Origin of the sequence: Paraburkholderia panacisoli, assembly GCF_008369935.1 — a bacterium.
GTDB lineage: Bacteria > Pseudomonadota > Gammaproteobacteria > Burkholderiales > Burkholderiaceae > Paraburkholderia > Paraburkholderia panacisoli.
The window spans coordinates 1-20,466 of sequence record NZ_VTUZ01000083.1 but is presented as its reverse complement, the minus strand read 5'-3'; the positions used below and the strand labels follow the sequence as shown (position 1 = coordinate 20,466).

At 60.7% G+C, this 20,466-nt stretch carries 24 protein-coding genes and 2 pseudogenes; 14 read left to right on the top strand and 12 right to left on the bottom strand.

All coding sequences use genetic code 11. The features are described 5' to 3' along the window. Positions 1-603 precede the first annotated feature (603 nt). The 6 genes and pseudogenes from FVF58_RS48975 to FVF58_RS48950 all read right to left on the bottom strand — a co-directional run. Positions 604-1,167: an Hsp20/alpha crystallin family protein gene (locus FVF58_RS48975; protein ID WP_149676684.1), complete on the bottom strand. Its 564-nt coding sequence runs from the start codon at positions 1,165-1,167 to the stop codon at positions 604-606. A gap of 52 nt (positions 1,168-1,219) precedes the next feature. Then, entirely contained in the window at positions 1,220-1,825 is a 606-nt protein-coding gene (locus tag FVF58_RS48970) for a hypothetical protein (protein WP_246217576.1), read from the bottom strand. Positions 1,826-1,974: 149 nt separating this feature from the next. Beyond that, positions 1,975-2,790, bottom strand: a complete 816-nt coding sequence (locus tag FVF58_RS48965) for a class I SAM-dependent methyltransferase (RefSeq protein WP_149676681.1) — start codon at positions 2,788-2,790, stop codon at positions 1,975-1,977. Between the two features lie 916 nt (positions 2,791-3,706). Then, positions 3,707-4,156, bottom strand: coding sequence for a hypothetical protein (locus tag FVF58_RS48960; protein WP_149676680.1), 450 nt, complete (start codon positions 4,154-4,156; stop codon positions 3,707-3,709). Positions 4,157-4,667: 511 nt separating this feature from the next. Further along, on the bottom strand, positions 4,668-5,012 hold the full coding sequence (locus FVF58_RS48955; protein WP_149676679.1) for a response regulator: 345 nt from the start codon (positions 5,010-5,012) through the stop codon (positions 4,668-4,670). Between the two features lie 229 nt (positions 5,013-5,241). Further along, positions 5,242-5,521 (bottom strand): annotated as a pseudogene (locus FVF58_RS48950) (response regulator transcription factor); the annotation flags it as partial. 264 nt (positions 5,522-5,785) lie between these two features. Here FVF58_RS48950 and FVF58_RS48945 point away from each other — a divergent pair. From FVF58_RS48945 to FVF58_RS48935, 3 genes are all read left to right on the top strand, one after another. Continuing rightward, positions 5,786-6,271, top strand: coding sequence for a hypothetical protein (locus FVF58_RS48945; protein ID WP_149676678.1), 486 nt, complete (start codon positions 5,786-5,788; stop codon positions 6,269-6,271). Between the two features lie 385 nt (positions 6,272-6,656). Continuing rightward, complete coding sequence (locus tag FVF58_RS48940; protein ID WP_149676677.1) at positions 6,657-7,037, top strand: response regulator; 381 nt, start codon at positions 6,657-6,659, stop codon at positions 7,035-7,037. 1,107 nt (positions 7,038-8,144) lie between these two features. Next, positions 8,145-8,384, top strand: a complete 240-nt coding sequence (locus tag FVF58_RS48935) for a hypothetical protein (RefSeq protein ID WP_149676676.1) — start codon at positions 8,145-8,147, stop codon at positions 8,382-8,384. Between the two features lie 365 nt (positions 8,385-8,749). On the opposite strand, the gene pntB is transcribed toward FVF58_RS48935, so the two are convergent. From pntB to FVF58_RS48920, 3 genes are all read right to left on the bottom strand, one after another. After that, the gene (gene pntB / locus FVF58_RS48930; RefSeq protein ID WP_149676675.1) at positions 8,750-10,162 is read right to left on the bottom strand and encodes a Re/Si-specific NAD(P)(+) transhydrogenase subunit beta; all 1,413 of its coding nucleotides are present in this window, start codon (positions 10,160-10,162) and stop codon (positions 8,750-8,752) included. An 11-nt stretch (positions 10,163-10,173) separates the two neighbouring features. Beyond that, positions 10,174-11,766 (bottom strand): Re/Si-specific NAD(P)(+) transhydrogenase subunit alpha, encoded by a 1,593-nt coding sequence (locus FVF58_RS48925; RefSeq protein ID WP_149676674.1) that lies wholly within the window; start codon positions 11,764-11,766, stop codon positions 10,174-10,176. A gap of 536 nt (positions 11,767-12,302) precedes the next feature. Then, the gene (locus FVF58_RS48920) at positions 12,303-13,265 is read right to left on the bottom strand and encodes a LysR family transcriptional regulator (protein WP_149676673.1); all 963 of its coding nucleotides are present in this window, start codon (positions 13,263-13,265) and stop codon (positions 12,303-12,305) included. 138 nt (positions 13,266-13,403) lie between these two features. Here FVF58_RS48920 and FVF58_RS48915 point away from each other — a divergent pair, with 138 nt between their 5' ends. From FVF58_RS48915 to FVF58_RS48900, 4 genes are all read left to right on the top strand, one after another. After that, a complete protein-coding gene (locus tag FVF58_RS48915; RefSeq protein ID WP_149676672.1) occupies positions 13,404-13,835 on the top strand; it encodes a hypothetical protein in 432 nt (143 codons plus the stop codon). Positions 13,836-13,855: 20 nt separating this feature from the next. Continuing rightward, positions 13,856-15,205: an NAD(P)/FAD-dependent oxidoreductase gene (locus tag FVF58_RS48910; protein WP_149676671.1), complete on the top strand. Its 1,350-nt coding sequence runs from the start codon at positions 13,856-13,858 to the stop codon at positions 15,203-15,205. Positions 15,206-15,359: 154 nt separating this feature from the next. Further along, positions 15,360-15,776, top strand: a complete 417-nt coding sequence (locus tag FVF58_RS48905) for a type II toxin-antitoxin system HicB family antitoxin (RefSeq protein WP_149676670.1) — start codon at positions 15,360-15,362, stop codon at positions 15,774-15,776. Positions 15,777-15,849: 73 nt separating this feature from the next. Further along, positions 15,850-16,035 (top strand): hypothetical protein, encoded by a 186-nt coding sequence (locus FVF58_RS48900; RefSeq protein WP_149676669.1) that lies wholly within the window; start codon positions 15,850-15,852, stop codon positions 16,033-16,035. Positions 16,036-16,319: 284 nt separating this feature from the next. Here the strand turns inward: FVF58_RS48900 and FVF58_RS48895 are convergent, their stop codons facing one another. Together FVF58_RS48895 and FVF58_RS52150 are read right to left on the bottom strand one after the other, a co-directional pair. Beyond that, positions 16,320-16,709 (bottom strand): DUF1353 domain-containing protein, encoded by a 390-nt coding sequence (locus tag FVF58_RS48895; RefSeq protein ID WP_223191240.1) that lies wholly within the window; start codon positions 16,707-16,709, stop codon positions 16,320-16,322. Next, on the bottom strand, positions 16,706-17,074 hold the full coding sequence (locus FVF58_RS52150) for a hypothetical protein (RefSeq protein ID WP_188131204.1): 369 nt from the start codon (positions 17,072-17,074) through the stop codon (positions 16,706-16,708). The genes FVF58_RS48895 and FVF58_RS52150 overlap by 4 nt, the downstream gene beginning before the upstream one ends. A gap of 12 nt (positions 17,075-17,086) precedes the next feature. Between FVF58_RS52150 and FVF58_RS48890 the strand changes: the two genes are divergently transcribed. The 3 genes and pseudogenes from FVF58_RS48890 (at position 17,087) to FVF58_RS55130 (ending at position 18,126) form a co-directional block, all read left to right on the top strand. After that, positions 17,087-17,242 (top strand): hypothetical protein, encoded by a 156-nt coding sequence (locus FVF58_RS48890; protein ID WP_246217575.1) that lies wholly within the window; start codon positions 17,087-17,089, stop codon positions 17,240-17,242. Between the two features lie 46 nt (positions 17,243-17,288). Beyond that, positions 17,289-17,780 (top strand): annotated as a pseudogene (locus FVF58_RS48885) (DUF2303 family protein); the annotation flags it as partial. A gap of 43 nt (positions 17,781-17,823) precedes the next feature. Beyond that, entirely contained in the window at positions 17,824-18,126 is a 303-nt protein-coding gene (locus FVF58_RS55130; RefSeq protein ID WP_425469037.1) for a DUF2303 family protein, read from the top strand. 294 nt (positions 18,127-18,420) lie between these two features. On the opposite strand, the gene FVF58_RS48880 is transcribed toward FVF58_RS55130, so the two are convergent. Further along, positions 18,421-18,711: a hypothetical protein gene (locus FVF58_RS48880; protein WP_149676668.1), complete on the bottom strand. Its 291-nt coding sequence runs from the start codon at positions 18,709-18,711 to the stop codon at positions 18,421-18,423. Between the two features lie 30 nt (positions 18,712-18,741). Between FVF58_RS48880 and FVF58_RS53950 the strand changes: the two genes are divergently transcribed. The 4 genes from FVF58_RS53950 to FVF58_RS48860 all read left to right on the top strand — a co-directional run bounded on the left by FVF58_RS53950 (position 18,742) and on the right by FVF58_RS48860 (position 20,384). Continuing rightward, positions 18,742-19,134, top strand: a complete 393-nt coding sequence (locus tag FVF58_RS53950) for a hypothetical protein (protein WP_246217573.1) — start codon at positions 18,742-18,744, stop codon at positions 19,132-19,134. A 15-nt stretch (positions 19,135-19,149) separates the two neighbouring features. Beyond that, positions 19,150-19,419 (top strand): hypothetical protein, encoded by a 270-nt coding sequence (locus FVF58_RS53945; RefSeq protein ID WP_246217572.1) that lies wholly within the window; start codon positions 19,150-19,152, stop codon positions 19,417-19,419. A gap of 267 nt (positions 19,420-19,686) precedes the next feature. After that, positions 19,687-19,866: a hypothetical protein gene (locus FVF58_RS48865; protein ID WP_149676667.1), complete on the top strand. Its 180-nt coding sequence runs from the start codon at positions 19,687-19,689 to the stop codon at positions 19,864-19,866. Positions 19,867-19,874: 8 nt separating this feature from the next. Next, on the top strand, positions 19,875-20,384 hold the full coding sequence (locus FVF58_RS48860; protein ID WP_149676666.1) for a hypothetical protein: 510 nt from the start codon (positions 19,875-19,877) through the stop codon (positions 20,382-20,384). Positions 20,385-20,466: the final 82 nt, after the last annotated feature.

Here is a 20,466-nt window from a genome sequence, read left to right as displayed (position 1 = left end):
ACAAACTCTCGGTGAATGTGTCGGCGCCGCGCATAATTTCGTGGTGGGTGAGCTTCTTACATCAACGCTTTTGCTATCCGTCGCGATGACTTCAGTGCGAGGTATTTCCGCAGCCTGCTAGGGAGCGACGCATTCCAACACTATCCAGGGCCGGCCACTTCGGCGGCCCCTTTTTGTGACGAATGCTTTGCGCGACGTCGCGCGCGTCGCCCGCATGTGTCGTCGAAAATAGGCGCATCGTTCCGAAACTGTGAGGTGCCCGTTGTCGCTCCTGGACCGGATGAGGTCGCGCTAAAACGGAGATCGTCATTGCTGATGGATGCAGCGAGCGGCGCTGTCACGGCGGGCCAGCCCTGCCTCACTCAAAGTCATACTGCCTTCCGGCTCCACCTCAGCCTGCGCGACACCAAGGAGTTGTTTTCGGGTGCTGTGTCACCCTTAGCCTCCCCGGGGCAGACTGGAACCTGAGGGGTATGCAACAGACATCGTCGTGCCTCGCGGTGACAGCTGAACGGGCTGCGTAATCCTCTTCCGTGCTGGCCGCTTGATGACGGCGGCGGTGCCCCTTCATCCACCTCGCAAGCGCACCGTCGCCGCCCACCGCTAGCCGATATCAATCGTGCGGCTCGCGGCTCGCGGCGGCTCCTGTTTGGGCACGGTCAGCGTCAGCACGCCCCTGTCAAACTTTGCGAGCGCGTGGTCGGGATCGGCATTTTCGGGCATCGGGACGGTGCGCGTGAAGGCCCCATAGGCGCGCTCAAGCCGGTAGCAGCCATCTTCCTCGCTGTGCACATCCTGTTTTTTCTCGCCGCGCAACACCAGCGCTCCATCCTCGACGCTCACGGTCAGATCCTCCCTTTCCATGCCCGGCAACTCGACAGTCACGCGCAGGACGTTCCCTTCGTCGACGACGTCGATGCGCGGCTGGAAACGCGACGAGCTGAAGTCGCCAAACCATCGATCGAGCGGCCCGCGGGTTGCAAACGGATCGTGAAAGAAATCCTCCATCGCACGCCACGGATCGCGAGAGAAAAGCCGCTGAATGTCAGGCCATCCAGCACGCCACGGTTCGCTGCCCGGCGGACTTTGCGAACTCTCCGCCTCGGGCTTGCGCGCCGAACCGCGGAGAAATTTGAAAGGGTTCCACTTCTTCGGGTCGGTGTTCATCGTATGCTCCTCGATGGTCTGGCAGGAGAAGCGGATGTCCATCATTGCGCTTTCACTGCCTCGCTTCTGCTGTCGTCCCTTGACTGCGGCGGGGCGTTGTGCCGGCCTCAATAGCAGCCAGCGACCGCTGGGCGTAACGCGGCAGACCCCAGTCGGCTTGCAGCTGCCATGCCGCCGGATCCTGACCGGCGCCATCCATCCATGGTGACGGCCCAACCGGCTTGCGTACCGGCGCGCCGGCACCGCTCAGGTGCTGACCGTGCGACTTGGTGCGCATGCCGCCCACGCCGACCTTGCCGCGTCCGACACGATCAGTTCTGCTATGCGTCGAACTGCCGGAGCGCAGCTTCTTCCTGGAGACGCCCGTGAAAGTCACCTGATCTGCAGGGTAGTAAGTCACCCTGTGCACCGCCGCGTGATAGGCCGGATGGTCAGGGTTGATGGCGAGCTTGACGGTTTTCACGCCGTAAAATTTTCCACGGCCCCTGGTTACGTCCCCCAGCGGAAGCGACAGCGCTTTGCTACCCGGCGCAGGGGCGTTCTCGGCCTGGTCGAACCAGGCGTCCGCGCGCACGATTGCATACTTGACACCGTCGACGGCGACATATGTCGCCTTCTCGCCAAGCTTGTAGTTGGGATCCTTGACGTCGATTGCCATGATGGACATCTCCTCGGACGATCGGCACTAATAGTTTAGCGCCTGCGCCGCGATCGATGCCTTTCACCACACGCTACCGATCCGCCGAATTCGGGCATCATGGTCTTCAACTTCTAGCCGCGGACCCCGTTCGGATAAATCCGCACTGCTTAGGTCTTGACCGCGGAAGCCAGAACGCAGCCCATGGGAAGCCGTAGCTCCCCAGCATCGCCCCGAAATGCCTCTGCGTCGTGTGCGACGGCCCGTTCAATCGACGCGAGAGCGGCAGGCGTCTGGGCGTTCAGCAACGCGGCAAACCGTACGCCACCACGTATGAGCGCATGAAAAGGTGTATCGGGAGCACGAAGCACGAGGGTTAGGTCCAGCTCCCGCACGCCCGGTTGGACGAATCCGGCATCGAGCAACACGCGCCTCGATTCCTGCCAATCGCTGAACCGAAAGAACGGTGGTCCCGGTGGGACGGGCACATCGGTCGTCCCGTGCTCCTCGATTGCCTTCAACACCATCCCGAAGCCCACCGCCTTGTTTGGCGTCGCCCATACTGTGAAGGCGATTCTGCCGTTGGGTTGCAGTACACGAAACGCCTCCGCGAGTGCACGCTCGGGGTGCGGGAAATGCAACAATGCGAAGCTGATGCCCACTGCCGCGAAGCTTTCATCGGGAAACGGCAAATCCTCCGCGTCGCCGACGCGGAACTCAAGTCCCGGAAAGACGCGTCTCGCCTTGTCGACCATCGCAACCGAGAAATCCACGCCAGCGACATTCGCGCCGCACCGCGCGGCGGCGGCAGCGAGGTAGCCAGGGCCGCATGCGACGTCGAGAAAACGCGCGCCCCGCGGAGTACAGAGCGTCTCCAGCATGGCGTGGTTCGACTGAGCGGTCAAATCACCGAAATACGTATGATAGGCCTGCGCGACCCGCTCCCAGCCTTCGTGCTCGAAGGCGCTGAAGTCGAGTTGTCCCATGCTTACCCCCTCGGTTCGACACGTTGGCAAGTTGTAGCGGAGGCCTATGTTCCTCGTAAAGGGTATGTCTGCCTATCGGGGAAAAAATTCAGTGCGGCGACATAAACAGTAAGCGAATGTGTGATGCGGCGCACCAACAAGCATCGCCCGAAGCCGCCGAACATGCGCTTTTGGACTACGCCTACCGTTCTCCGAACTCTCTCTCGCCAAGAACGATTTGGTGCACATTCGAGGGGTACACCCACCGCAGCACCTGACATTCGATGAGCTTCATGAACGAAGGCGGCCCACTGCAGATTACATGCGAGTTCGCGTAGGTGGGGCTAAGGCGTGAGCCGTAGCGCTCGCAATCTGCTCCTCGCTTAGACCGATTCGGTGGTTAGCCTGAGCATGGTCGGGAAGTTCGTCCAAGTCGCCCGAAAGACAGCTCGCTCGGGGGTTCGAGCAAAATTGTGAATATCCAGGCAGCGTCCTGCTGTTGAGGCGATATGCTTTGCAATGCACGCGATAGCTTTGACTCCGACGCACGCTGAGAAGAGGATGCAGCGCGCGTTTTGGTCGATGGGTGCCTGTGGACTATGGTCGGCTCCTTGAGCCGGCTCCTCCCATGTCCCGTCTGGATTTCCTGACGTCACAGCGAGGTAGCCCGGGCAAACGCCGCTGCTCTTTGGCTCAGTTCCGTTTCCGTCCGGAGTCTCTTCTTCATTTATCAGGGTCCTGGCCTGCTCCCAATCGTAAGTGGAATTGCGCGACGGTGTTGCTGGCATCGGGGGTTGCTGTCGCATGGTGTGCCCGCATCACCGATGAACCGTGCGACTCTGCAATAGCCACGTGCGTTAACATGGTTCGCCGCAGTCGCTCGGTCCGCCACGCACCTGCCATCACGGCGTCGTGAAACTGGCGGTCCCGAATCAAATCAAGATTCCAGGCTGCGGCAGACCTTCCGGTGGGGTGAGAAGCGCCAGTGGCCGGCCGCGTCCTTTACTGCGAGCGCGCCATAGTCGTAAAGCACCTCGCAAGCGGTGGCAGGTCTCAGGCCAGTTGTGTCCTCGATCACCAGAAGCGTACGCGAGGTTGTGTCGACGCTCACGGGAGCCGCAGTGTCGGCGCCCAGGCCCAAATCTTCCGTCTCCGGGCTGTATCGGTTCGCTCCTGCGCCCGGACGCTCGCCATGCGCGGCATACTCCGCGGACTCGTGGAGGCGCCAATCCAGCTCTGGAGTATTGACAGGAGGCGTCGCCGGAGCGGGTTTTCCTGCCTGGTATAAATGTCCATGGTCCAGGCTTAACCCCAATGCCTGCAGCGCTCGAAGCGCCTCATCGCCGTCATGATATGAGCCGAACAGCGCCACAATGACTTGTGGCATGCGGTTCCTCCATAGGTCATCAGCTGATACGCACTCAAGCGCGCAAGGGCTATACCTGGGCAGGCAAGCGCGCGAGCAGGGTGAACTCCAGTCCGTCGTACCGTCTTCGCCCATATCGCCGCGTGCGTGAACGCCTTACTCGCCGGTGTGGAATTGGCGCGTTGTGTCAGAGACCTCACGCCGCTACAGGAGTGATGCCAGTACCGCTAAAAGACGAGACAGACATCCTCAACGCAATGGCTCAGCCGTCGGGAAGGCAGCGCTGGATAGAACGCCGCCTGGAGTACCCGGCGGGTGAGCGTGCGGGCACCGGTTCCGGCGTATCGCTGCTCACAGAACTTTGACAGCCCGAAGGACGAGCGATCCCGATAGCGCTCACGCCGTCTGGTTTGCGGTGTGTATCGTGGCGAAGCCAATAAACGGGCGCCAAATGCGAGGAAAAACGACGCGCTGACACTGACAACTCCGCAGCGACGTCAAGGCGCCTCTTTGCGGGGCGAAACCTGGAACGTTATGCCAGAAGCCTGTCAATCAGGTCGACCAGCTCGCCTTCAGAGAACGGCTTCCGGAGGAAAGCCTGTACGGGTAGCACATGCGGTACATTGATGGCGGTGGTCATAATTACGGGGATATGGGCAAGTAACGGCATTGCTCTCAATGCGCGCACCAGCGCTATGCCATCCATGCCCGGCATCATGACATCCGTCACGATGATGTCAGGAGCCTCGACCGACGTAGCATTGAGTGCTTCCGTTCCGTTTTCGGCCCGTCGCACGTGGTGTCCTGCAAGAACAAGCAGGGTTCCCAATGCCTGAAGCAGGTTAGCGTCGTCTTCAACCAGCAGCACTTTAGCCATTTGTCCACTCCATTTGTAGCAGAACAAGCAGCAACGCATGTTCCATTTCTGTATGAATGGAAGCGGAACGCCCTAGGGCGCATCGCCGTCGAATGTGCCGGGCCGTCCGAGCGGGAATCTAGCGCGGCCTGGCCGAAGACTTCCGTTGAATGCAATCGCTCGAGTTGCGCTCTCGGAAATCCCCAGCAAGTCATCTACGCTTTGCAGAAGCGCTAACGCACGATGGCGTTCAATGATGAGCGCCGTGGGGCAGGCGGGGCTGCGTACCACGCGATTCGGCCTTGCCGACGAGGTCCGGCATCGAGCGTGCATTCACGCTTGCGCATCACCTGTCCACGGTGAAACATGACCGTGATTTCGCTCAGGTTCATCTCACTGACAATCTGCTTGTTCATCAGACCGGACAAGACAAAGCCCATCACCTCTTTCTCGCGTGGAGAGAGGGATAGGTATCAAGCACGCAGACCGGCTAACGCAGCTTCTGCCGTGAGACGCTCACTGTCCCGCGCCTACCTTCCAAGCAAAATCACCGGGCTCATCGAAATTACTACGAGCCAGAGCCACCCGCAGACGAATCGAGGAACGAGCACCGTGTCCCGGTCTGTGCGCCGCCCGACGACGACTGATGAACTGGCGACGTTTCGCAACCGTTCCCCGCGGCCGCAACCCGATGCGCATGAACCCCCGCGACGCCAGGCATCCTGTTTTCCGAAGTAAGCTATCTGTATTGAGGGCGCGTCGCATGTTGCGTCGCATCAGACCCGGAGCCGGTTATGAAAACGCTGGATGCAACGTCGCGTGCGGGCGGCGTCGTTGCGGTGGTGGTCCTGTCCGCAGCTTTGTCCGGGTGCTACTACTACGTACCCTACGGCTACGTTCCGTACGGCGAAGTGCCGGCGGCGGCGCAGCAGCAATATCCTTTCGCAATGACCGACGCAGCCGCGGCCGGTGCGGCTACGTCAGATGTAACGGCATCGACGAACACGTATATCGCACCGGCCGCGCCGGTCTTCGTCGTGCCTGCGTATTACCCCGTCGCGTATCCGTACTACGGCTGGCCCGCGTGGTGGGGACCATCGGTGTCACTGAGCTTCGGCTATTGGGGCGGATGCTGTTATGGCGGGGGCCGGCACGGCTACTGGGGCCATCACGGCTATTGGGGCGGCCATGGCGGCTGGGGTGGGCACGGATACCCAGGGCGTGGTATGAGCGGCGGCCATTACTGGGGCGGTGGCGGAGGCCACGGGAGTTCGCATTGAACGCTGACAGAGATGCGCTCGTGTTCAACAGTTCCCCCGACAGCAGTGACCGTGGGTGAACTGGACGCAACTTGTCAGCGCGCGGCAGCGTCGAAGGTCGACGAGTCTCTCAACATTTCCACTAACAATTTAACTGACGTATGAAGTTAAACAGAACTATCTGACCGCGGAAGAGCCTTTGCTTCTGCCATTATGTCCTTGGTTGGATTGTCAACGTTGCCCTTCGCGTCGTAGGGGACGTATTTAAATGCCTGCTGAACGGGTCCGTGGTTATACTTAAGTATTAATCTGTAAAGCTAACTACAGGCAACGCCATTTAATAATATTTTATTACATAAGAAGGATTCTTGGCAGCGCCGCGAACTTCGCGTAATAAGGATGTTGAATGAATGTGCTCGTCGTCGACGATAATGAGTTCGTCGCGGACAGTCTGGTCTTCCTGCTCGACTGCATTGGTCACCGCGCCGTTATGGCGCACGACGGGAAGACTGCGCTGGAATTGCTCCATTCCGGCGCTTTCGAACTCGTTTTCCTGGACGAAAACCTCCCCGACATCAACGGCAGTGCCATCGCGCTGTCGCTGCAGGACAGGCCGCTCTTCCCCCGGCCCTTTGTTGCCTCTATGACGGGTGACAGCGACGGCAATGAGGAGCTGGCCCGACTCTTCGATGTGTGTCTGCAAAAGCCATTCTCCTTGGAATCGCTCCTGCGGGTCATCGATGACGCGCGGAACAACAGCATTTCGGTCTGTCTTCTGGCAGCCTAGTAGCCCCCGTCATATCTCCAGGCCACCAACAGGACGACGAATTCCTCGCCGCCGTATGGTATGGCAGCTATTTTTCGAGGCATCGGTGTGATTAGGAAACCGCACGACGTCATTTTGGATTTGAGGGCTATGCTGGATAATCGCCGATGAGGCGCGTCCCGCCCGTTGGCTGAAATATGTGGGCCTCATTTAAATGAGGTATCAGGGTAGTCTCACCTGTTGGAGAGGCATGAGAAGCGGCCCAGATAGCCAGCTATCCTAAGACGAAATTCAAAGCCCGATGAGGCGGCTTCGGGGGCAGTCTGCAGGTCGCTGCGTCAGCGTACGCAGACAGGTAACGCTGCTGATTTCTCGTCGTACACCCGTGGTGAGAAATTCCATTGAATGACCGGGAGCACCGGGCAGAACTTATATCCTTACTGGAGGGATTTGAAGTTCGACGACGAGTGAGCTAACTTGAACAAAAAGAGAACTGAGTCCGAGGAAATATGGCAACCGCAAATCACCAGCGCCCGCGTCACGACGTACGGCGCTTCCAGCAGCTTTTCGAACTCCAGTTGGCTCGAGGCGCTTCAGTAATAGCAAGTACACTAACCGATGAGAGTCGGCAAACTGCGATAACTGAAATCTTCGAGGACGTCGTGCACACTTACGGGGAGATGCACGTCGATATTTTCGGCGACTTGCTTGCCTATCGCCTGTCCGAACGCGGTGACCCTACAGGTTCTGCTGCCGTGCGTCGACGCATTCCTCGAGAACCACATCCCACAAGTCAGTAACTACGTCAGGACCAATGGACGGCCGTCGTCATCGCCTCAAGTTCCCACGCCTTGTAGTGTATGTCACGGCTTTCGCGCCTCGCCGTCCAGCTAGTGCTCTTTAGCGGTCCCGCATCCTCACCGACGTCGGCAAAAATCTCATCCGTCTGTTCCTATGCCTACGCTAGATGTCGACATTTTTCTTCAAGACGCCATCGCCGCTCACGGCGGCAGTCAATCAGGAAAGCAGGATTTCGCCGGAATCAACGTGACGTAGCAACGGTGCCCGTCGGAAGCCTTGCAGAAGTCGTGGCCCCGATACAGACGAAGGCAAGCTCGCGGAGAAACCATGATTTCCAATGAATGTAGCGCGATGTTTATTGTGGACGGACAGGCGGTCCGCCTCAGCTTCAGGCCGGATGACGGGACGCTGCGGTTCCTGGACGCTTCTGGCGACTGCCTGCGAGAAGGACACTGCAATTTATCTTGGACCGACCTGCTGTCGAACATTCGCCAGTTCAACCAGCAGAAAAAAGGGAGTCAGAAACATCTGGTCGACCTTCTCATGCTTGCAAATCGCGAAACGTAGGAGCATGGTGCCGCATCCCGTTGTGACCTTGTGACGTGCCTCGAAGGGGGCAGCGGTAAGCTCAGAAGGACCAGCCGCATACCGGCCGCAGAAACCCAGAAAGAATGGTTGGTGTCGATTTGCTCGACGCCTGCCCTCGACGATGAGTTCGTGAGCCAAGGACAACGTGTGCGGGCAGGCGTTGAATAAACCCAAACGATAAGACCCATTCGATATCTCGCGGGCGGTCGGGTGATGCTTCCGACTGTCGCCGGTCGCACTGCGACGCCAATCAACGCCCCGAACCAAAGTAAGGGCCATAGTCCAGGTTCCAACCGTTGCCTGACTTGCTTAGTTGTCCTTCGGCGAGCCCCGCTTCGCCGCGTTCAGGCTTTCAACACCCCGAAGATCTCACTCAACATCGTCTTCGCATCGCCGAACAGCATGCGGTTGTTGTCTTTGTAGAAGAGCGGGTTGTCCACGCCGGCATAGCCCGAGGCCATGCTGCGCTTCATCACGATCGAGGTCTTGGCCTTCCAGACCTCCAGCACCGGCATGCCGGCGATCGGGCTGGCAGGGTCCTCCTGCGCCGCCGGGTTCACGATGTCGTTGGCGCCGATGACCATCGAAACGTCCGCCTCGGGGAAGTCGGCGTTGATCTCGTCCATCTCCATCACGATGTTGTAGGGCACCTTCGCTTCGGCCAGCAGCACGTTCATGTGGCCCGGCATCCGACCGGCGACCGGGTGGATCGCGAACCGCACGTCGACGCCCTTCTCGCGAAGCAGCCTGGTAAGTTCGTACACCGTGTGCTGGGCCTGCGCCACGGCCATGCCGTAGCCGGGCACGATGATCACGCTCTTCGCGTCGCGCAGCAGCTCGGCGGTTTCAGCGGAGCTCACCGCCACCACCTCGCCGGCCGGCTGCGCGCCGCCGCCTGCCGCCGCGGGCACGCCGCTACCGGTACCGAAGCCGCCAGCGATCACGCTGATGAAGTTGCGGTTCATCGCACGGCACATGATGTACGACAGGATCGCGCCCGACGAGCCCACCAGGGCGCCGATCACGATCAGCAGGTCGTTGCTGAGCATGAAGCCGGTAGCCGCCGCCGCCCAGCCCGAGTAACTGTTGAGCATCGACACCACCACGGGCATGTCGGCACCGCCGATTGCCATCACCATATGGACGCCAAACAGCAGCGAGACTACCGTCATCACGACGAGCGGCGTCATGCCGGCCTGAATGTTCTCCGCATGGAGGAAGGCGCGGCCGAACACGATCACCACCAGCAGCGCGGCCAGATTGAGCCAGTGGCGCGCCGGCAGCAGCAGCGGCCTGCCGCCGATCTTGCCCGACAGTTTGCCGAACGCAATGACCGAGCCCGCGAAGGTCACCGCGCCGATCAGGATACCGACGTAGATCTCCACTTCGTGGATGGACTTTTCGGCGCCTGTGAACTGCACGGAAGTGTCGATGTAGCTGGCAAAGCCGACCAGGCAGGCCGCCAGACCAACCAGGCTGTGCATCAGCGCGACCAGTTCAGGCATCTGTGTCATCTGCACCTTCTTCGCGGCGAACAGGCCGACTGCGCCACCGACGACCAACGCAGCGACGACGTACGGAATGCCCGCAGCCGACACGCGCGGACCGAGTACGGTTGCCAGCACAGCGATGACCATCCCGATCATGCCGAGCAGGTTGCCGCGGCGCGCAGTCTCGGGAGTGGCCAGGCCGCCGAGGCTGAGGATGAAGAGGATGGCCGCGCCGATGTAGGAAACGCTAGTCAGGTTAGAAGTCATTTGTCGTTTCCTTATTTGCGGAACATCGCCAGCATGCGTCGCGTCACCGCGAAGCCGCCGAACATGTTGACGGCCGTGAGTGCCAACGCGCCCACCGCCAGGCCAAGGATCAGCCCTGATGGCCGGTCGCCGACCGTGGACCCGCCCAACGGCGGCGCGACCTGCACCAGCGCACCGATCGCGATAATCGACGAGATCGCGTTGGTCACGCTCATCAGCGGCGTGTGCAGCGACGGCGTGACGTTCCAGATCACCATGTAGCCGACGAAGCAGGCCAGCACGAACACCGTGAGGTGCGAAAGGAACGCGGCTGGCGCAAATTGGCCAACCAGCAGGAAAGCCAGTGCGCCGATGCCGAACACGATGGCCAGCGCCCTGGCCGACATCGGCTCGCCTTTGCCGTGGCCATGGCCTTTCGGCGTGGCCACCGCAGGCGGTGGCGTATGAAGCTTCGGTGTCGCCGCCGGCTGCTTGATCGGCGGCGGCGGCCAGGTGACGTTGCCTTCCTTGATGACCGTGAGGCCACGAATGGCATCGTCGTCGAAGTCGACATCGATCGTGCCGTCCTTGGTCTTGCACAGTTCTTCGACCACGCGCAGCAGGTTGGACGCATACAACGTAGAAGACTGCCGCGCCAGGCGCGAGGCGAGATCCGTGTAGCCGACAATGGTCACGCCGTGGCGCACCACCGCCTCGCCGGGCACGGTCAGCTCGCAGTTCCCGCCTTGCTCCGCTGCCATGTCCACGATCACGCTGCCTGGCTTCATCGACTGCACCATCTCGGCCGTGATGAGCTTCGGCGCCGGTTTGCCGGGAATCAGCGCAGTGGTGATGATGATGTCCGCGTCCCTGGCCTGCTGTGCGTACATCGCGCGCTGCGCCTGCTGGAAGCCCTCGCTCATGACCTTGGCGTAGCCGCCGCCGCCCGAGCCTTCCTCTTCGTAGTCCACCTTGACGAATTCGCCACCCAGGGACTTGACCTGGTCGGCCACCTCGGCGCGCGTGTCGTTGGCGCGCACGATCGCGCCGAGACTGGCCGCGGTGCCGATTGCAGCCAGGCCCGCTACGCCGGCGCCGGCGATGAAGACCTTGGCCGGCGGGACCTTGCCGGCGGCGGTGACCTGACCGTTCAGGAAGCGGCCGAACGCATGCGCGGCCTCGATTACCGCACGGTAGCCGCTGATGCCGGCCATCGAGGTGAGCGCGTCCATCTTCTGCGCGCGTGACAGCGTGCGCGGCAGCGAATCGATCGCGAGCACCGTGGCCCGTTTGGCGGCCAACTGCTGCATCAGTTCGGGGTTCTGGGCCGGCCACACAAAGCCGATCAGCGTGCCGCCCTCGCGCATCAGGGCCACTTCTTCGCTGCTCGGGGGACGCACCTTGAAAACGATGTCACTGCGGGCCCAGAGTTCGGCGGCCGTTGCCACGACCTCGGCCCCCGCAGCACGGTAATCATCATCGCCAAAGTTCGCACCTACGCCGGCGCCGCTTTGCACGGCAACCGGGAACCCAAGCTTGATCAGTTTCTCGACCACCTCGGGCACAGTCGCTACGCGCCGCTCCCCGGTGGCTGTCTCCAGAGGAATTCCAATCAGTAGTGTCATATTGTCGATTTATGGTCGTGGCCGTTGCAACGAACTCGGGCCTGCGCTTCAGGTTTTGTCGCAGTAAGAAGCGCGGAGTGAACAATGTCGATATGTGAAGTACTGCTTATATTGCCAGGCCGTCGAATTGATCAGCGACGGACCGACGGGCTCCGCTCGCGCACGTCATCTGTCCTTTGAATACGACACAGGATAGAAATACGACACAGGATAGAGCCGGTGCTGCAACGCAGCAATATCCATTCTACGGTCGAGTTGTGGGATGTCAATCGTTTGTTCGTGGAAGCCGCTTCATGTCTTGTAAGCGCATCGCCAAAGGTCTTGTTGGCTCTGGCGAACAGGCGATTACTAGGTACAAACCCGCACAAGGAATGCACTCTCGTCGCAAAAGCGAAGATTCGTCAACAGATGTTTGCAATGCAGCAAAACAAGGAGCGGTCCGCCGTCCTGCACGCCTTGAAACTTTCAAAAACAGCTTCGTCTAAGGTCAGTTTTGGTGTACCTCGCGCGAAACGAACGGGAGGCGCCGCACCGGATCAAACTTTCGGCCTTTTACGTACTGCACGTGCCTTGGCCATTTCCAATGGCGACGCGACGCGTTCCGAAGCGGCCCCCGACTGAATCAAAAACTCACGAAACAAAGCCGCGACATTAGGTAACCGTCGCTCCGACATGTGTACGACATGCCATGCCCGCTCAATGGGAGTTGACGGTACGGGTAGCGTGGCAAGGAGTCCGGCTTGCATCTCGAGTGCACAGGCGTGCAACGATAGGAACGCAACGCCAAGTCCGGCTTCGACGAGCTGCTTGATCGCTTCATTGCTCGACAGCTCAGACGCGGCGTGCAGTTTCATCCCGGCCTCTTTGAAAAGACTGTCGACTGTGACGCGAGTGCCCGATCCGCGCTCGCGCACGAGCAGGTTCGCCGACTCGAGATCGGATAACTTCAGATGTTTCGCATGCATGAGCGGATGCGACGGAGCCGCGATGAACGCCATCGGATGCTTCGCGAATGCCGCAGCGCTTGTGCGTAGCTCTCGCGGTTGTCGTCCCATGATCGCCAGATCGATCTCGTTGGCCGCGAGCATCCGCACTATTTCGTCGCGATTGCCGATCCGGAACTGCAGTTTCACGCCCGGCCTCTCCTTTGTAAACCTGACGAGAAGCGGCGGAACCAGATATTCCGCCGTCGTGATCGCACCGATACGTAGTGTCCCGCCGAGCTCGCCGCGTAGGGCCGCCACTTCCTCTCCTGCCTCGCTCCAAAGACTCAGGATCTCATTCGCATAACGCGACATTACCTCGCCTGCCGCAGTGAGCTGAACCTCGCGTCCCACCCTACGCAGAAGCGGCGTTCCCGCTGCTTCGCCAAGAAGCGAAATTTGCAGTGACACCGCTGGCTGGGTGAGGTGAAGCTCCCCGGCCGCGCCTGAGATGCTGCCCACGCGTGCGACCGTTTGCAGCGTCCTCAATTGTCTGAAGGTCGTGGTCTTAAACATTAGTAAAAACTTATGGGTCGGTTATAAATACTAAATAGCGCAAATGTTTTGAGAAACTTATATTTTCCCAACACCGTCGTCAAGCGAGCCCTTGGCTCCTGACGACCCGCAAGCATTTAACGACTCCGGAGGCAGGCAATGGCAATCGACGCGATCGTAGTGAACATGGACAGCGTGTGGACGAATACGGGCCGCGCCGCCCAGTCAGCGGCGACAGGTGAGCTCAGCGCCGCGCTGAAACGCTTCCTGCAATGCATGCGAGATGACGGCTATCCAATGCTGCTCATGAGCGAACTCACGGCCGAGATTCTGAACGACGCGATCAGCGAAACCCTCGGCGAGAACGGCATTGAATATTTCTCATCGATCCTGTCATCAAGCGCGCGTGGTTCGCGTTACGCGGTGGCGCTTCATACGCTCGCGACACCGGCACATCGTGTGGTCGCGGTGGAGCCGGATGAAGTCGGACTGGAAGAGGCCCGCACGTCAGGCGTTGTTCAATGCATGCCATTGAGCGATGCGTTGCGCAGCGGCTCCGCCATCCGACCGCCCCAATTCCATGGTCGTTAGTTTGATCCGGGAGAGCCATCATGTTGAATCCTTACGCACAGCAACAGGTTAACTCGCCCCATCGAATCGTCATCGTCGGCGGTGGCGCCGCGGGACTGGAACTCGCCACGCGCCTCGGCAATCGCATCGGCAAGCGTCAGCGTGCAGAAGTAGTCCTCATCGACCGCTTTCCGACTCACTTCTGGAAGCCGCTCCTGCACGAGGTCGCTTCAGGACAGATCGACGCGTCGAGCCATCAGATCGACTATGCGTCGCACGCGAAGTGGAACCACTTCCGCTTCGAGCAAGGCGCGCTCGCGGACATCAATCGCGGTAGCCGGGAAATTGTCATTGATGAAACAACGGACGCCGACGGCCGTGCGCTCCTCCCGCGCCGCACGCTGCGCTTCGATACGCTCGTGCTGGCGCTCGGCAGCGTGACCAACTTCTACTCGATTCCGGGCGCGGAACAGCATGCGCTGACGCTGGAGACGGTCGAGCAGGCGGAGACATTCCGGCGGCGTCTGCTGTCGAGCCTGTTGCGCGTGGGGCATGCACAGCAGACAGTTGCGGGCGCGACCCGCAAGCCGGTGTCGGTAACCGTGATCGGCGGCGGCGCGACCGGCGTCGAGCTCGCCGCTGCCCTGCGCGGCTCGGCCGAGATGGTGCGGGACTATCACCTGGCCTCGCTCGACCCGGCCAACGACATCTGTGTTCGTCTGCTCGAAGGCGCGCCGCGGGTGCTCCCCGCGCTGCCTGAGCGCATCTCGACGCGCGCCCGGCACGTGCTCGCCGGACTCGGCGTCGACGTGAAGCTCGACTGCCGCGTCAAGTCGGTCGACACGGACACAATCGCGACCGTCGATGGCGCAACGGTCCCGAGCGATATCACGATCTGGGCCGCGGGCGTGGAAGGGCCCGCGATCCTGCGCAGGCTCGGGAATCTGCCGCTGAATCGGATTGGCCAGGTGATCGTCGACGGGACCCTGCAGGTCGAGCCCGGCTCGGGCATCTACGCGATGGGCGACTGCGCCGCGTGCACCGCCTCGAAAGGCGACGCACCCGTGCCCCCGCGCGCGCAGGCCGCCTATCAACAGGCCTTGTATCTCGCCGATGCGCTCGCCCTGCGTCTCGACGATAGAACCGTGCCGCTCTTTTCGTATCGCGATCAAGGCACTCTGATCTCGTTTGGACGCGCGGGGGCGGCGGGGGCTTTGATGAGCGAGTTACTGCGCCGACCGCTTTTCATTGACGGCTGGTTCGCCGCGACGTGCTACCGGCATCTGTACCGCAGGCACATCATGGGCCTCACGGGCATCAAGCGCGCGGTCATGTACGCGGCAAGCCAGTGGCTCCGTGAACGGGTGCGGCCGACGGTGAAACTGAACTGATCGACCCGAGACCAGTGCAGCCGCCCGATCGCGGCACAATCGTCGAGTTCCCGGATGTTGGCGGCTTGCATCACCATTACGAGCGGCTGGCAGCGTAACCGGAGTGGTCCAGGCTTCGTTCGATCGCACGCTATGCATTTTCGGGAAGGACAACTTGTTGCGTTATCCTGCGCTGTTCTCACCCGATGGGGACGGGTATTTGGTCACGTTCCGAGACATTCCCGAGGCGATCAGGGCAGGCAGTACCAAGGATGAGGCGCGAAGCATGTCCGCAGATGCGCTGCTGTCCGCGATGGACTTTTATTTCGAAGATAGGCGAGTCGCTCCCCCGCCATCGGAGCCAAAGAAAGGCGAGGAATTGGTTGCCCTCCCGGCGAGCGCATCAGCCAAGGTTCTTCTGCTAAATGCGATGATTGACCAGAAGGTCATGGCATCGGAGTTGGCTCGACGCCTAGATACCCGACCGCAAGACGTCAACCGAATTGTTGATCTGAATCATGCGACGAAGATCGATACGATTGCAGAGGCACTGGAGGCGCTTGGGACGCACTGGGAAGTGAGCGTTAAGTGAGGCGCCCGATTCGGCTGAAGATGCGCCGCAGGCTGCGAGCTGAGTGGTATGCGCTTTGGAGCGAGAGGAAGGGATGAAATTATCGGAATACATCGCCAAACTACAGGCGATCTTGGGGCGTGACGGCGATCTGGACGTCGTCAAACAGAACCCCGTACGGCGACATGGTGGCTGGCAGCGGATCATTTTCAAGTGTGCTGACGCCATGGACAGCGGACAAGTTCAGGTATCACGGCAGGGAGTTCGTGAAATCCAATAACCGACCATTGCCGCCCGGAGCTGAGTTGAATGGAAGAGTCGTGAAGGTTGATTGAATCAGCGCAACAGGCGGGATGGGAGATGGGTGGAGAGTGGTCGGAGCTGATCCCCGGCATTGCTTATTCCATCTGGCCACCAAGGGGGGGCGGTCACGGCGGTCGGCTAGCTCCGCATCTCCGGCGTGGCCGGCGAAATGTAAAGCCCTCAGCGTCTATCCCTGTTTGCGCGCATCAGCCTACGCATTTACTCCAGCTGCAGCATAACGATAGCGACCTCAGTTTACATCTAGGCGGTCGCCGCGCCGTTCCACTGCTTCCCGCCCCCGCCGATCCGTACACCGGCCCACAAAAGCCACACTCGCCACGCAGGAACACCTGAGGCGCATGCCGCCTCGCGCAGCACGGCATCTGCCATCGCGCGCGAAACCAGATGCGCCGTGTAGAGCCAGTCATGCAGCGCACTCGCCTCATGCGCGGTGTCGCCCACCATCACGAATGCCAGAATCACGCGCGGCACCGACGCAAAGTCGGTCTCGAAGCCGGCCGGAACCGTGAACGTCATGCCTGCGATGTCTGAGTGGTAGACCAGCGGCGATAGAAGTCGCCATGTGCCGCGGCCGCTATTCGTCGAATCGCTGACGAGCTTGACATCCAGATTGTCCTCGAACGCACTCACGATGCGACCGCTCCACTGGCAGCAACTGGGGCGGCCGCCGGCGGCGCCGAAACGTAGTCCGCAAGCGCAGTCGACACAGCGAGCTGCGCAGCCGTCAAAGCGATCTCCGCGGCACTCTTCTGGTCTTTCGTCCAATTGGACGCGTCGATCACCTTGATCAACGCCGGCACGCCTTCATTGACCAGCGCCGTGACATCGGCCGTCGGGAATGGCGTCGCGCTCGAGCTGGCGAGCGCCGTGCACGCCGCGTTGACCTTGCTCGAAGCGGTCGCGAGGTAGCCTTGACTTCGGCAGCCGAGAACTGATAGCCCTCCTTGCCGTACTTCTGTGCAATCCAGATCGGGAAGCCGTTCGCCAAAGTGCAAGACGCGCTGGAAGTGACCGGCAAGGTCGTCGCCACGCTGCCGAAGGAGAAAGAGTCGGCTGAAGTGTTCTTCCCGACCGTCGAGAACAATCTCTCACGTCACAGCGAGCGGCAGACCGAATTGCCCGGCATCTCGCTTGCCGATTCCCGCTCTGTTGCGCACGGCTAACTAAACAGCACAACCAACCTCACCATCGACATCACACGGATAACCCATGCTTAAAGACTTCCAAGGCGAAAAAGACGCCGCCGCTATCCTCTGCGCAGGCATCTCGCTCGCCGGCCCGCAAAAGAGCCCGCTCAACGATGGCGTGCCGTTCGTTGTCGTGCCGGAAGGCTACAAGGTCGAGCACCTGTTGAAACGCGACGAGAGCCCGGCGCGTGTTACGGGGATTGTGAAGCTTCGCGACGCCAATAGCCTTGTGACCTACTTCAACCGCCAGAAGCGTCCAGAAAGCCTCATCTGCGTGTCGCTCGACCCGGCGAAGATTCTCAATGTCATCGACGATCACCGCGCGTTCGACATGACGACGACCGTCGAGCATGACGGCGCGAACTGGCGCGGCTATCGGGTTGTGTTCGCTGTGCCGGCATCGCGTGAGTGGAAGACGTGGACTGGCAAGGATCGCCAGCCGATGACGCAGCTCGAACTCGCGGAGCTGATCGAGGACAACTTGCCGGACATCGTCAACGCGGACGGCTCGGCCATGCTGAGCGTCGCGTTGAACTTCGAAGCCAGTACGGAAGGCAATTTCGTCTCGGGCAACGCGCCTCCAGGACGGCAGCACCAACTTCGTCTGGAAGGAAGACGTCAACGCGACCGGCAACAAAATCGCGATGCCGTCACAAATCACTCTGTCGATTCCACGTTTTCGAAAACGGTTCGCCGTATTCCATCGACGCCCGCATCAAATACCGCGTGCGGAACGGCACCCTGAAGATCTGGTACGGACTGGGCGCCCGCACAAGGTGCTCGAAGTCGCATTCCGCGCGATCTGGTCGCAGATCGAAGAGCAGACCGCAACGAACATTCTGCTCGGCTCGCCCGAGTAAGCACTCTGGCGGCTCACAAGGCCGCGCCTTTGTGGGTGCTGTATCGGCCCACTCTTTAAGAGGTGAAATTGTGTCGAACCTATTGGGAAAGCTGACGCGACTGGGCTACCAAGACGGCCCTCTGCTCGGCAATTTCGCCAGCCCAATCTCTTATGTCGCTCACCAATCGTTCGTTTACGTAGATGGCCCCGTGGTCTTCCGCCATCCACACGATGACCTTCGAGATCATTCGCTTGCACTCCAAGAAAGCGGACATTGCGGCATAGGGCTGAATTTCGTGGAGAGGAAGTTCATTCAAGCTGCCAATGCCTGGCCAAGACGAATGCGCTTTGTGGCCAGCAACGGCGTGCGTGGATTACGCGCCGTCTCCCAAAACTGCGCCGCCTCTTCCAACGACAGCTCAACGTCTTGCAATATCCCAAGGACACTTTCGAGCAGCGAGATCTTTTGCTGATTTGCCTCTCGCCGCAGAAAAGCACTCTGCCGCCAAAAAATGTAGACCGTTACACCTATCCCGGTAATCGAACCGATCGCTTGAATCCAGGCGGCGTAGGCCTGCTGAACGGCAGTTGTGGAGGCATCCATGCGTGAACTCCCGATTTTTTTTCAGGCGCGATGGTACGTGCACTGCTTGACGGCAGCAAGACGCAGACGCGCCGCGTCGTGACGCCTCAGCCGGTCAACGGCTGGGCCTTCGAAACGCCGCCGGTGTTCGGTCGAATCACGTCGCCGCACCCCAAGAAAGACCGATTCGGCGCTTTCATCCGGCGCGGCGTCGGCACCGACTTTCCGGCGATCGACCTGATTCCCTGCCCTTATGGAATGCCCGGCGACCGGCTGTATGTACGCGAGACGCATGAAGTTAATCGCATTGGCTTCGAGGAAGGGCCGAACACACCCGCGCGTCACTACGCAGGCGTCAAGTATCAGGCCGATGACGGCCGCTCCGAATTTTCGATCTCGCAAGCGCTGTATCGGGATGTGGATTCGAAAGAAAGTCGCGGCTAGACTCCGTCGATCCATATGCCGCGCTGGGCATCGCGCATCACGCTCGAGGTCACTGGCGTGCGCGTCGAGCGTCTGCAGAACATCGGCGAAGACGACGCGCGCAATGAAGGGGCGATTTATGCGCCGCTTCTCCCGATGGGCCGGAATAAAGTCGGTTGCGATCCGCAGGACGCGTCGATGCAGTCACGCTTCGCTGCGCTGTGGGACAGCCTCAACGCCGCTCGCGGTGTCGGCTGGGATGCCAACCCGTGGGCATGGCGAATCGAATTTAGGCACCTCGCGTGAGGCTAACTAAATCGGTACTCGCTCCCACTTGGAGAGGTCCTTTGGAATGCCGAGCGTCGAGGTGTCCACTCCATTTGGCAACGAAGATGTAAGACCACTGGCAAGATCATCTGCCGCTTGCATTGGACTCGAGTAGCTGCCGAGAGATTCGCCATCAAAGACGACATGCCACCGCTCGCCTCTGTCAGAGATGAAGAAGGGGCCGATGCGTGTACGAAAGCGAAATAGGTGTTGCATACCACCTCCAGTTTCACCGAGAAGCCTAGCATGACCGCCCTCGGTTACTCGGTAGGGCCCGGATGCGTCGGCTCGCCGCGCGGCCTGTTGCGTGGCGATTATTTGATTGCAAAGTGGCGGAACCTCACGAGGCAGGAGCGAGCGGAGCTCGACGGCCAAATGACCGGCGACATGCGAAATGGACCGGTGACCGTCAAGGTCAAGGAATAACGATGCCAATGAGAACGCAACCGGCATTACTCGCAGTCACGGCGACCGCTACTGCTGCGTGTCTGTCCATCCTGGCCGGCTGGCAGCGTGGCGGATGGGTGACGGAGCGCGCGTTGTGGATCGCCGTCTGCATGGTGCTGGTTGTCGCCGCTCACCTGCTCCCTGCCCTGTCCCGTCCGCACGGCTGGCGCATCCGGGCAATCGGCGCCGTGCTCTGGCTCGCCTGCACGGCGGCCACCTGCTACGGCCATGCGGTCTTCTTCGTGATGGCCCAGAAGCATGCGGGCGAGCTGCGCGCCGCGGCGGTGCCGGTGGTCGTGACTCACGGTCGCGGCCTGGCCGAGATCGCCGCCGACCGATCCGACGCTGTAGCGCGACTAGCGCGGGTATCGGAACGCCGGTGCGGAGACCGCTGCGCACCGGTCCGGATTGAGCACGCGATGCTGACCGCCCGACTTGATGCTCTCGGCGTCGAAGGTATGCGGTCCTTTACGGACGCCCTAGCAATGAACGAGTGATTCTCTGATGCTACCTGTCCACGTGGACAGCTGGGATGAGAGTACATGTCAGAAGATCGAGATTTGCGTAGCCGCCTGGTAG

What these genes read in the sequence shown, in the direction of transcription:
- FVF58_RS48975 (WP_149676684.1), bottom strand. Translation starts at nt 1,167, where the DNA reads ATGAACACCGACCCGAAGAAGTGGAACCCTTTCAAATTTCTCCGCGGT.
- FVF58_RS48970 (WP_246217576.1), bottom strand. Translation starts at nt 1,825, where the DNA reads ATGGCAATCGACGTCAAGGATCCCAACTACAAGCTTGGCGAGAAGGCG.
- FVF58_RS48965 (WP_149676681.1), bottom strand. Translation starts at nt 2,790, where the DNA reads ATGGGACAACTCGACTTCAGCGCCTTCGAGCACGAAGGCTGGGAGCGG.
- FVF58_RS48960 (WP_149676680.1), bottom strand. Translation starts at nt 4,156, where the DNA reads ATGCCACAAGTCATTGTGGCGCTGTTCGGCTCATATCATGACGGCGAT.
- FVF58_RS48955 (WP_149676679.1), bottom strand. Translation starts at nt 5,012, where the DNA reads ATGGCTAAAGTGCTGCTGGTTGAAGACGACGCTAACCTGCTTCAGGCA.
- FVF58_RS48945 (WP_149676678.1), top strand. Translation starts at nt 5,786, where the DNA reads ATGAAAACGCTGGATGCAACGTCGCGTGCGGGCGGCGTCGTTGCGGTG.
- FVF58_RS48940 (WP_149676677.1), top strand. Translation starts at nt 6,657, where the DNA reads ATGAATGTGCTCGTCGTCGACGATAATGAGTTCGTCGCGGACAGTCTG.
- FVF58_RS48935 (WP_149676676.1), top strand. Translation starts at nt 8,145, where the DNA reads ATGATTTCCAATGAATGTAGCGCGATGTTTATTGTGGACGGACAGGCG.
- pntB (WP_149676675.1), bottom strand. Translation starts at nt 10,162, where the DNA reads ATGACTTCTAACCTGACTAGCGTTTCCTACATCGGCGCGGCCATCCTC.
- FVF58_RS48925 (WP_149676674.1), bottom strand. Translation starts at nt 11,766, where the DNA reads ATGACACTACTGATTGGAATTCCTCTGGAGACAGCCACCGGGGAGCGG.
- FVF58_RS48920 (WP_149676673.1), bottom strand. Translation starts at nt 13,265, where the DNA reads ATGTTTAAGACCACGACCTTCAGACAATTGAGGACGCTGCAAACGGTC.
- FVF58_RS48915 (WP_149676672.1), top strand. Translation starts at nt 13,404, where the DNA reads ATGGCAATCGACGCGATCGTAGTGAACATGGACAGCGTGTGGACGAAT.
- FVF58_RS48910 (WP_149676671.1), top strand. Translation starts at nt 13,856, where the DNA reads ATGTTGAATCCTTACGCACAGCAACAGGTTAACTCGCCCCATCGAATC.
- FVF58_RS48900 (WP_149676669.1), top strand. Translation starts at nt 15,850, where the DNA reads ATGAAATTATCGGAATACATCGCCAAACTACAGGCGATCTTGGGGCGT.
- FVF58_RS48880 (WP_149676668.1), bottom strand. Translation starts at nt 18,711, where the DNA reads ATGGATGCCTCCACAACTGCCGTTCAGCAGGCCTACGCCGCCTGGATT.
- FVF58_RS53950 (WP_246217573.1), top strand. Translation starts at nt 18,742, where the DNA reads ATGGTACGTGCACTGCTTGACGGCAGCAAGACGCAGACGCGCCGCGTC.
- FVF58_RS53945 (WP_246217572.1), top strand. Translation starts at nt 19,150, where the DNA reads ATGCCGCGCTGGGCATCGCGCATCACGCTCGAGGTCACTGGCGTGCGC.
- FVF58_RS48865 (WP_149676667.1), top strand. Translation starts at nt 19,687, where the DNA reads ATGACCGCCCTCGGTTACTCGGTAGGGCCCGGATGCGTCGGCTCGCCG.
- FVF58_RS48860 (WP_149676666.1), top strand. Translation starts at nt 19,875, where the DNA reads ATGAGAACGCAACCGGCATTACTCGCAGTCACGGCGACCGCTACTGCT.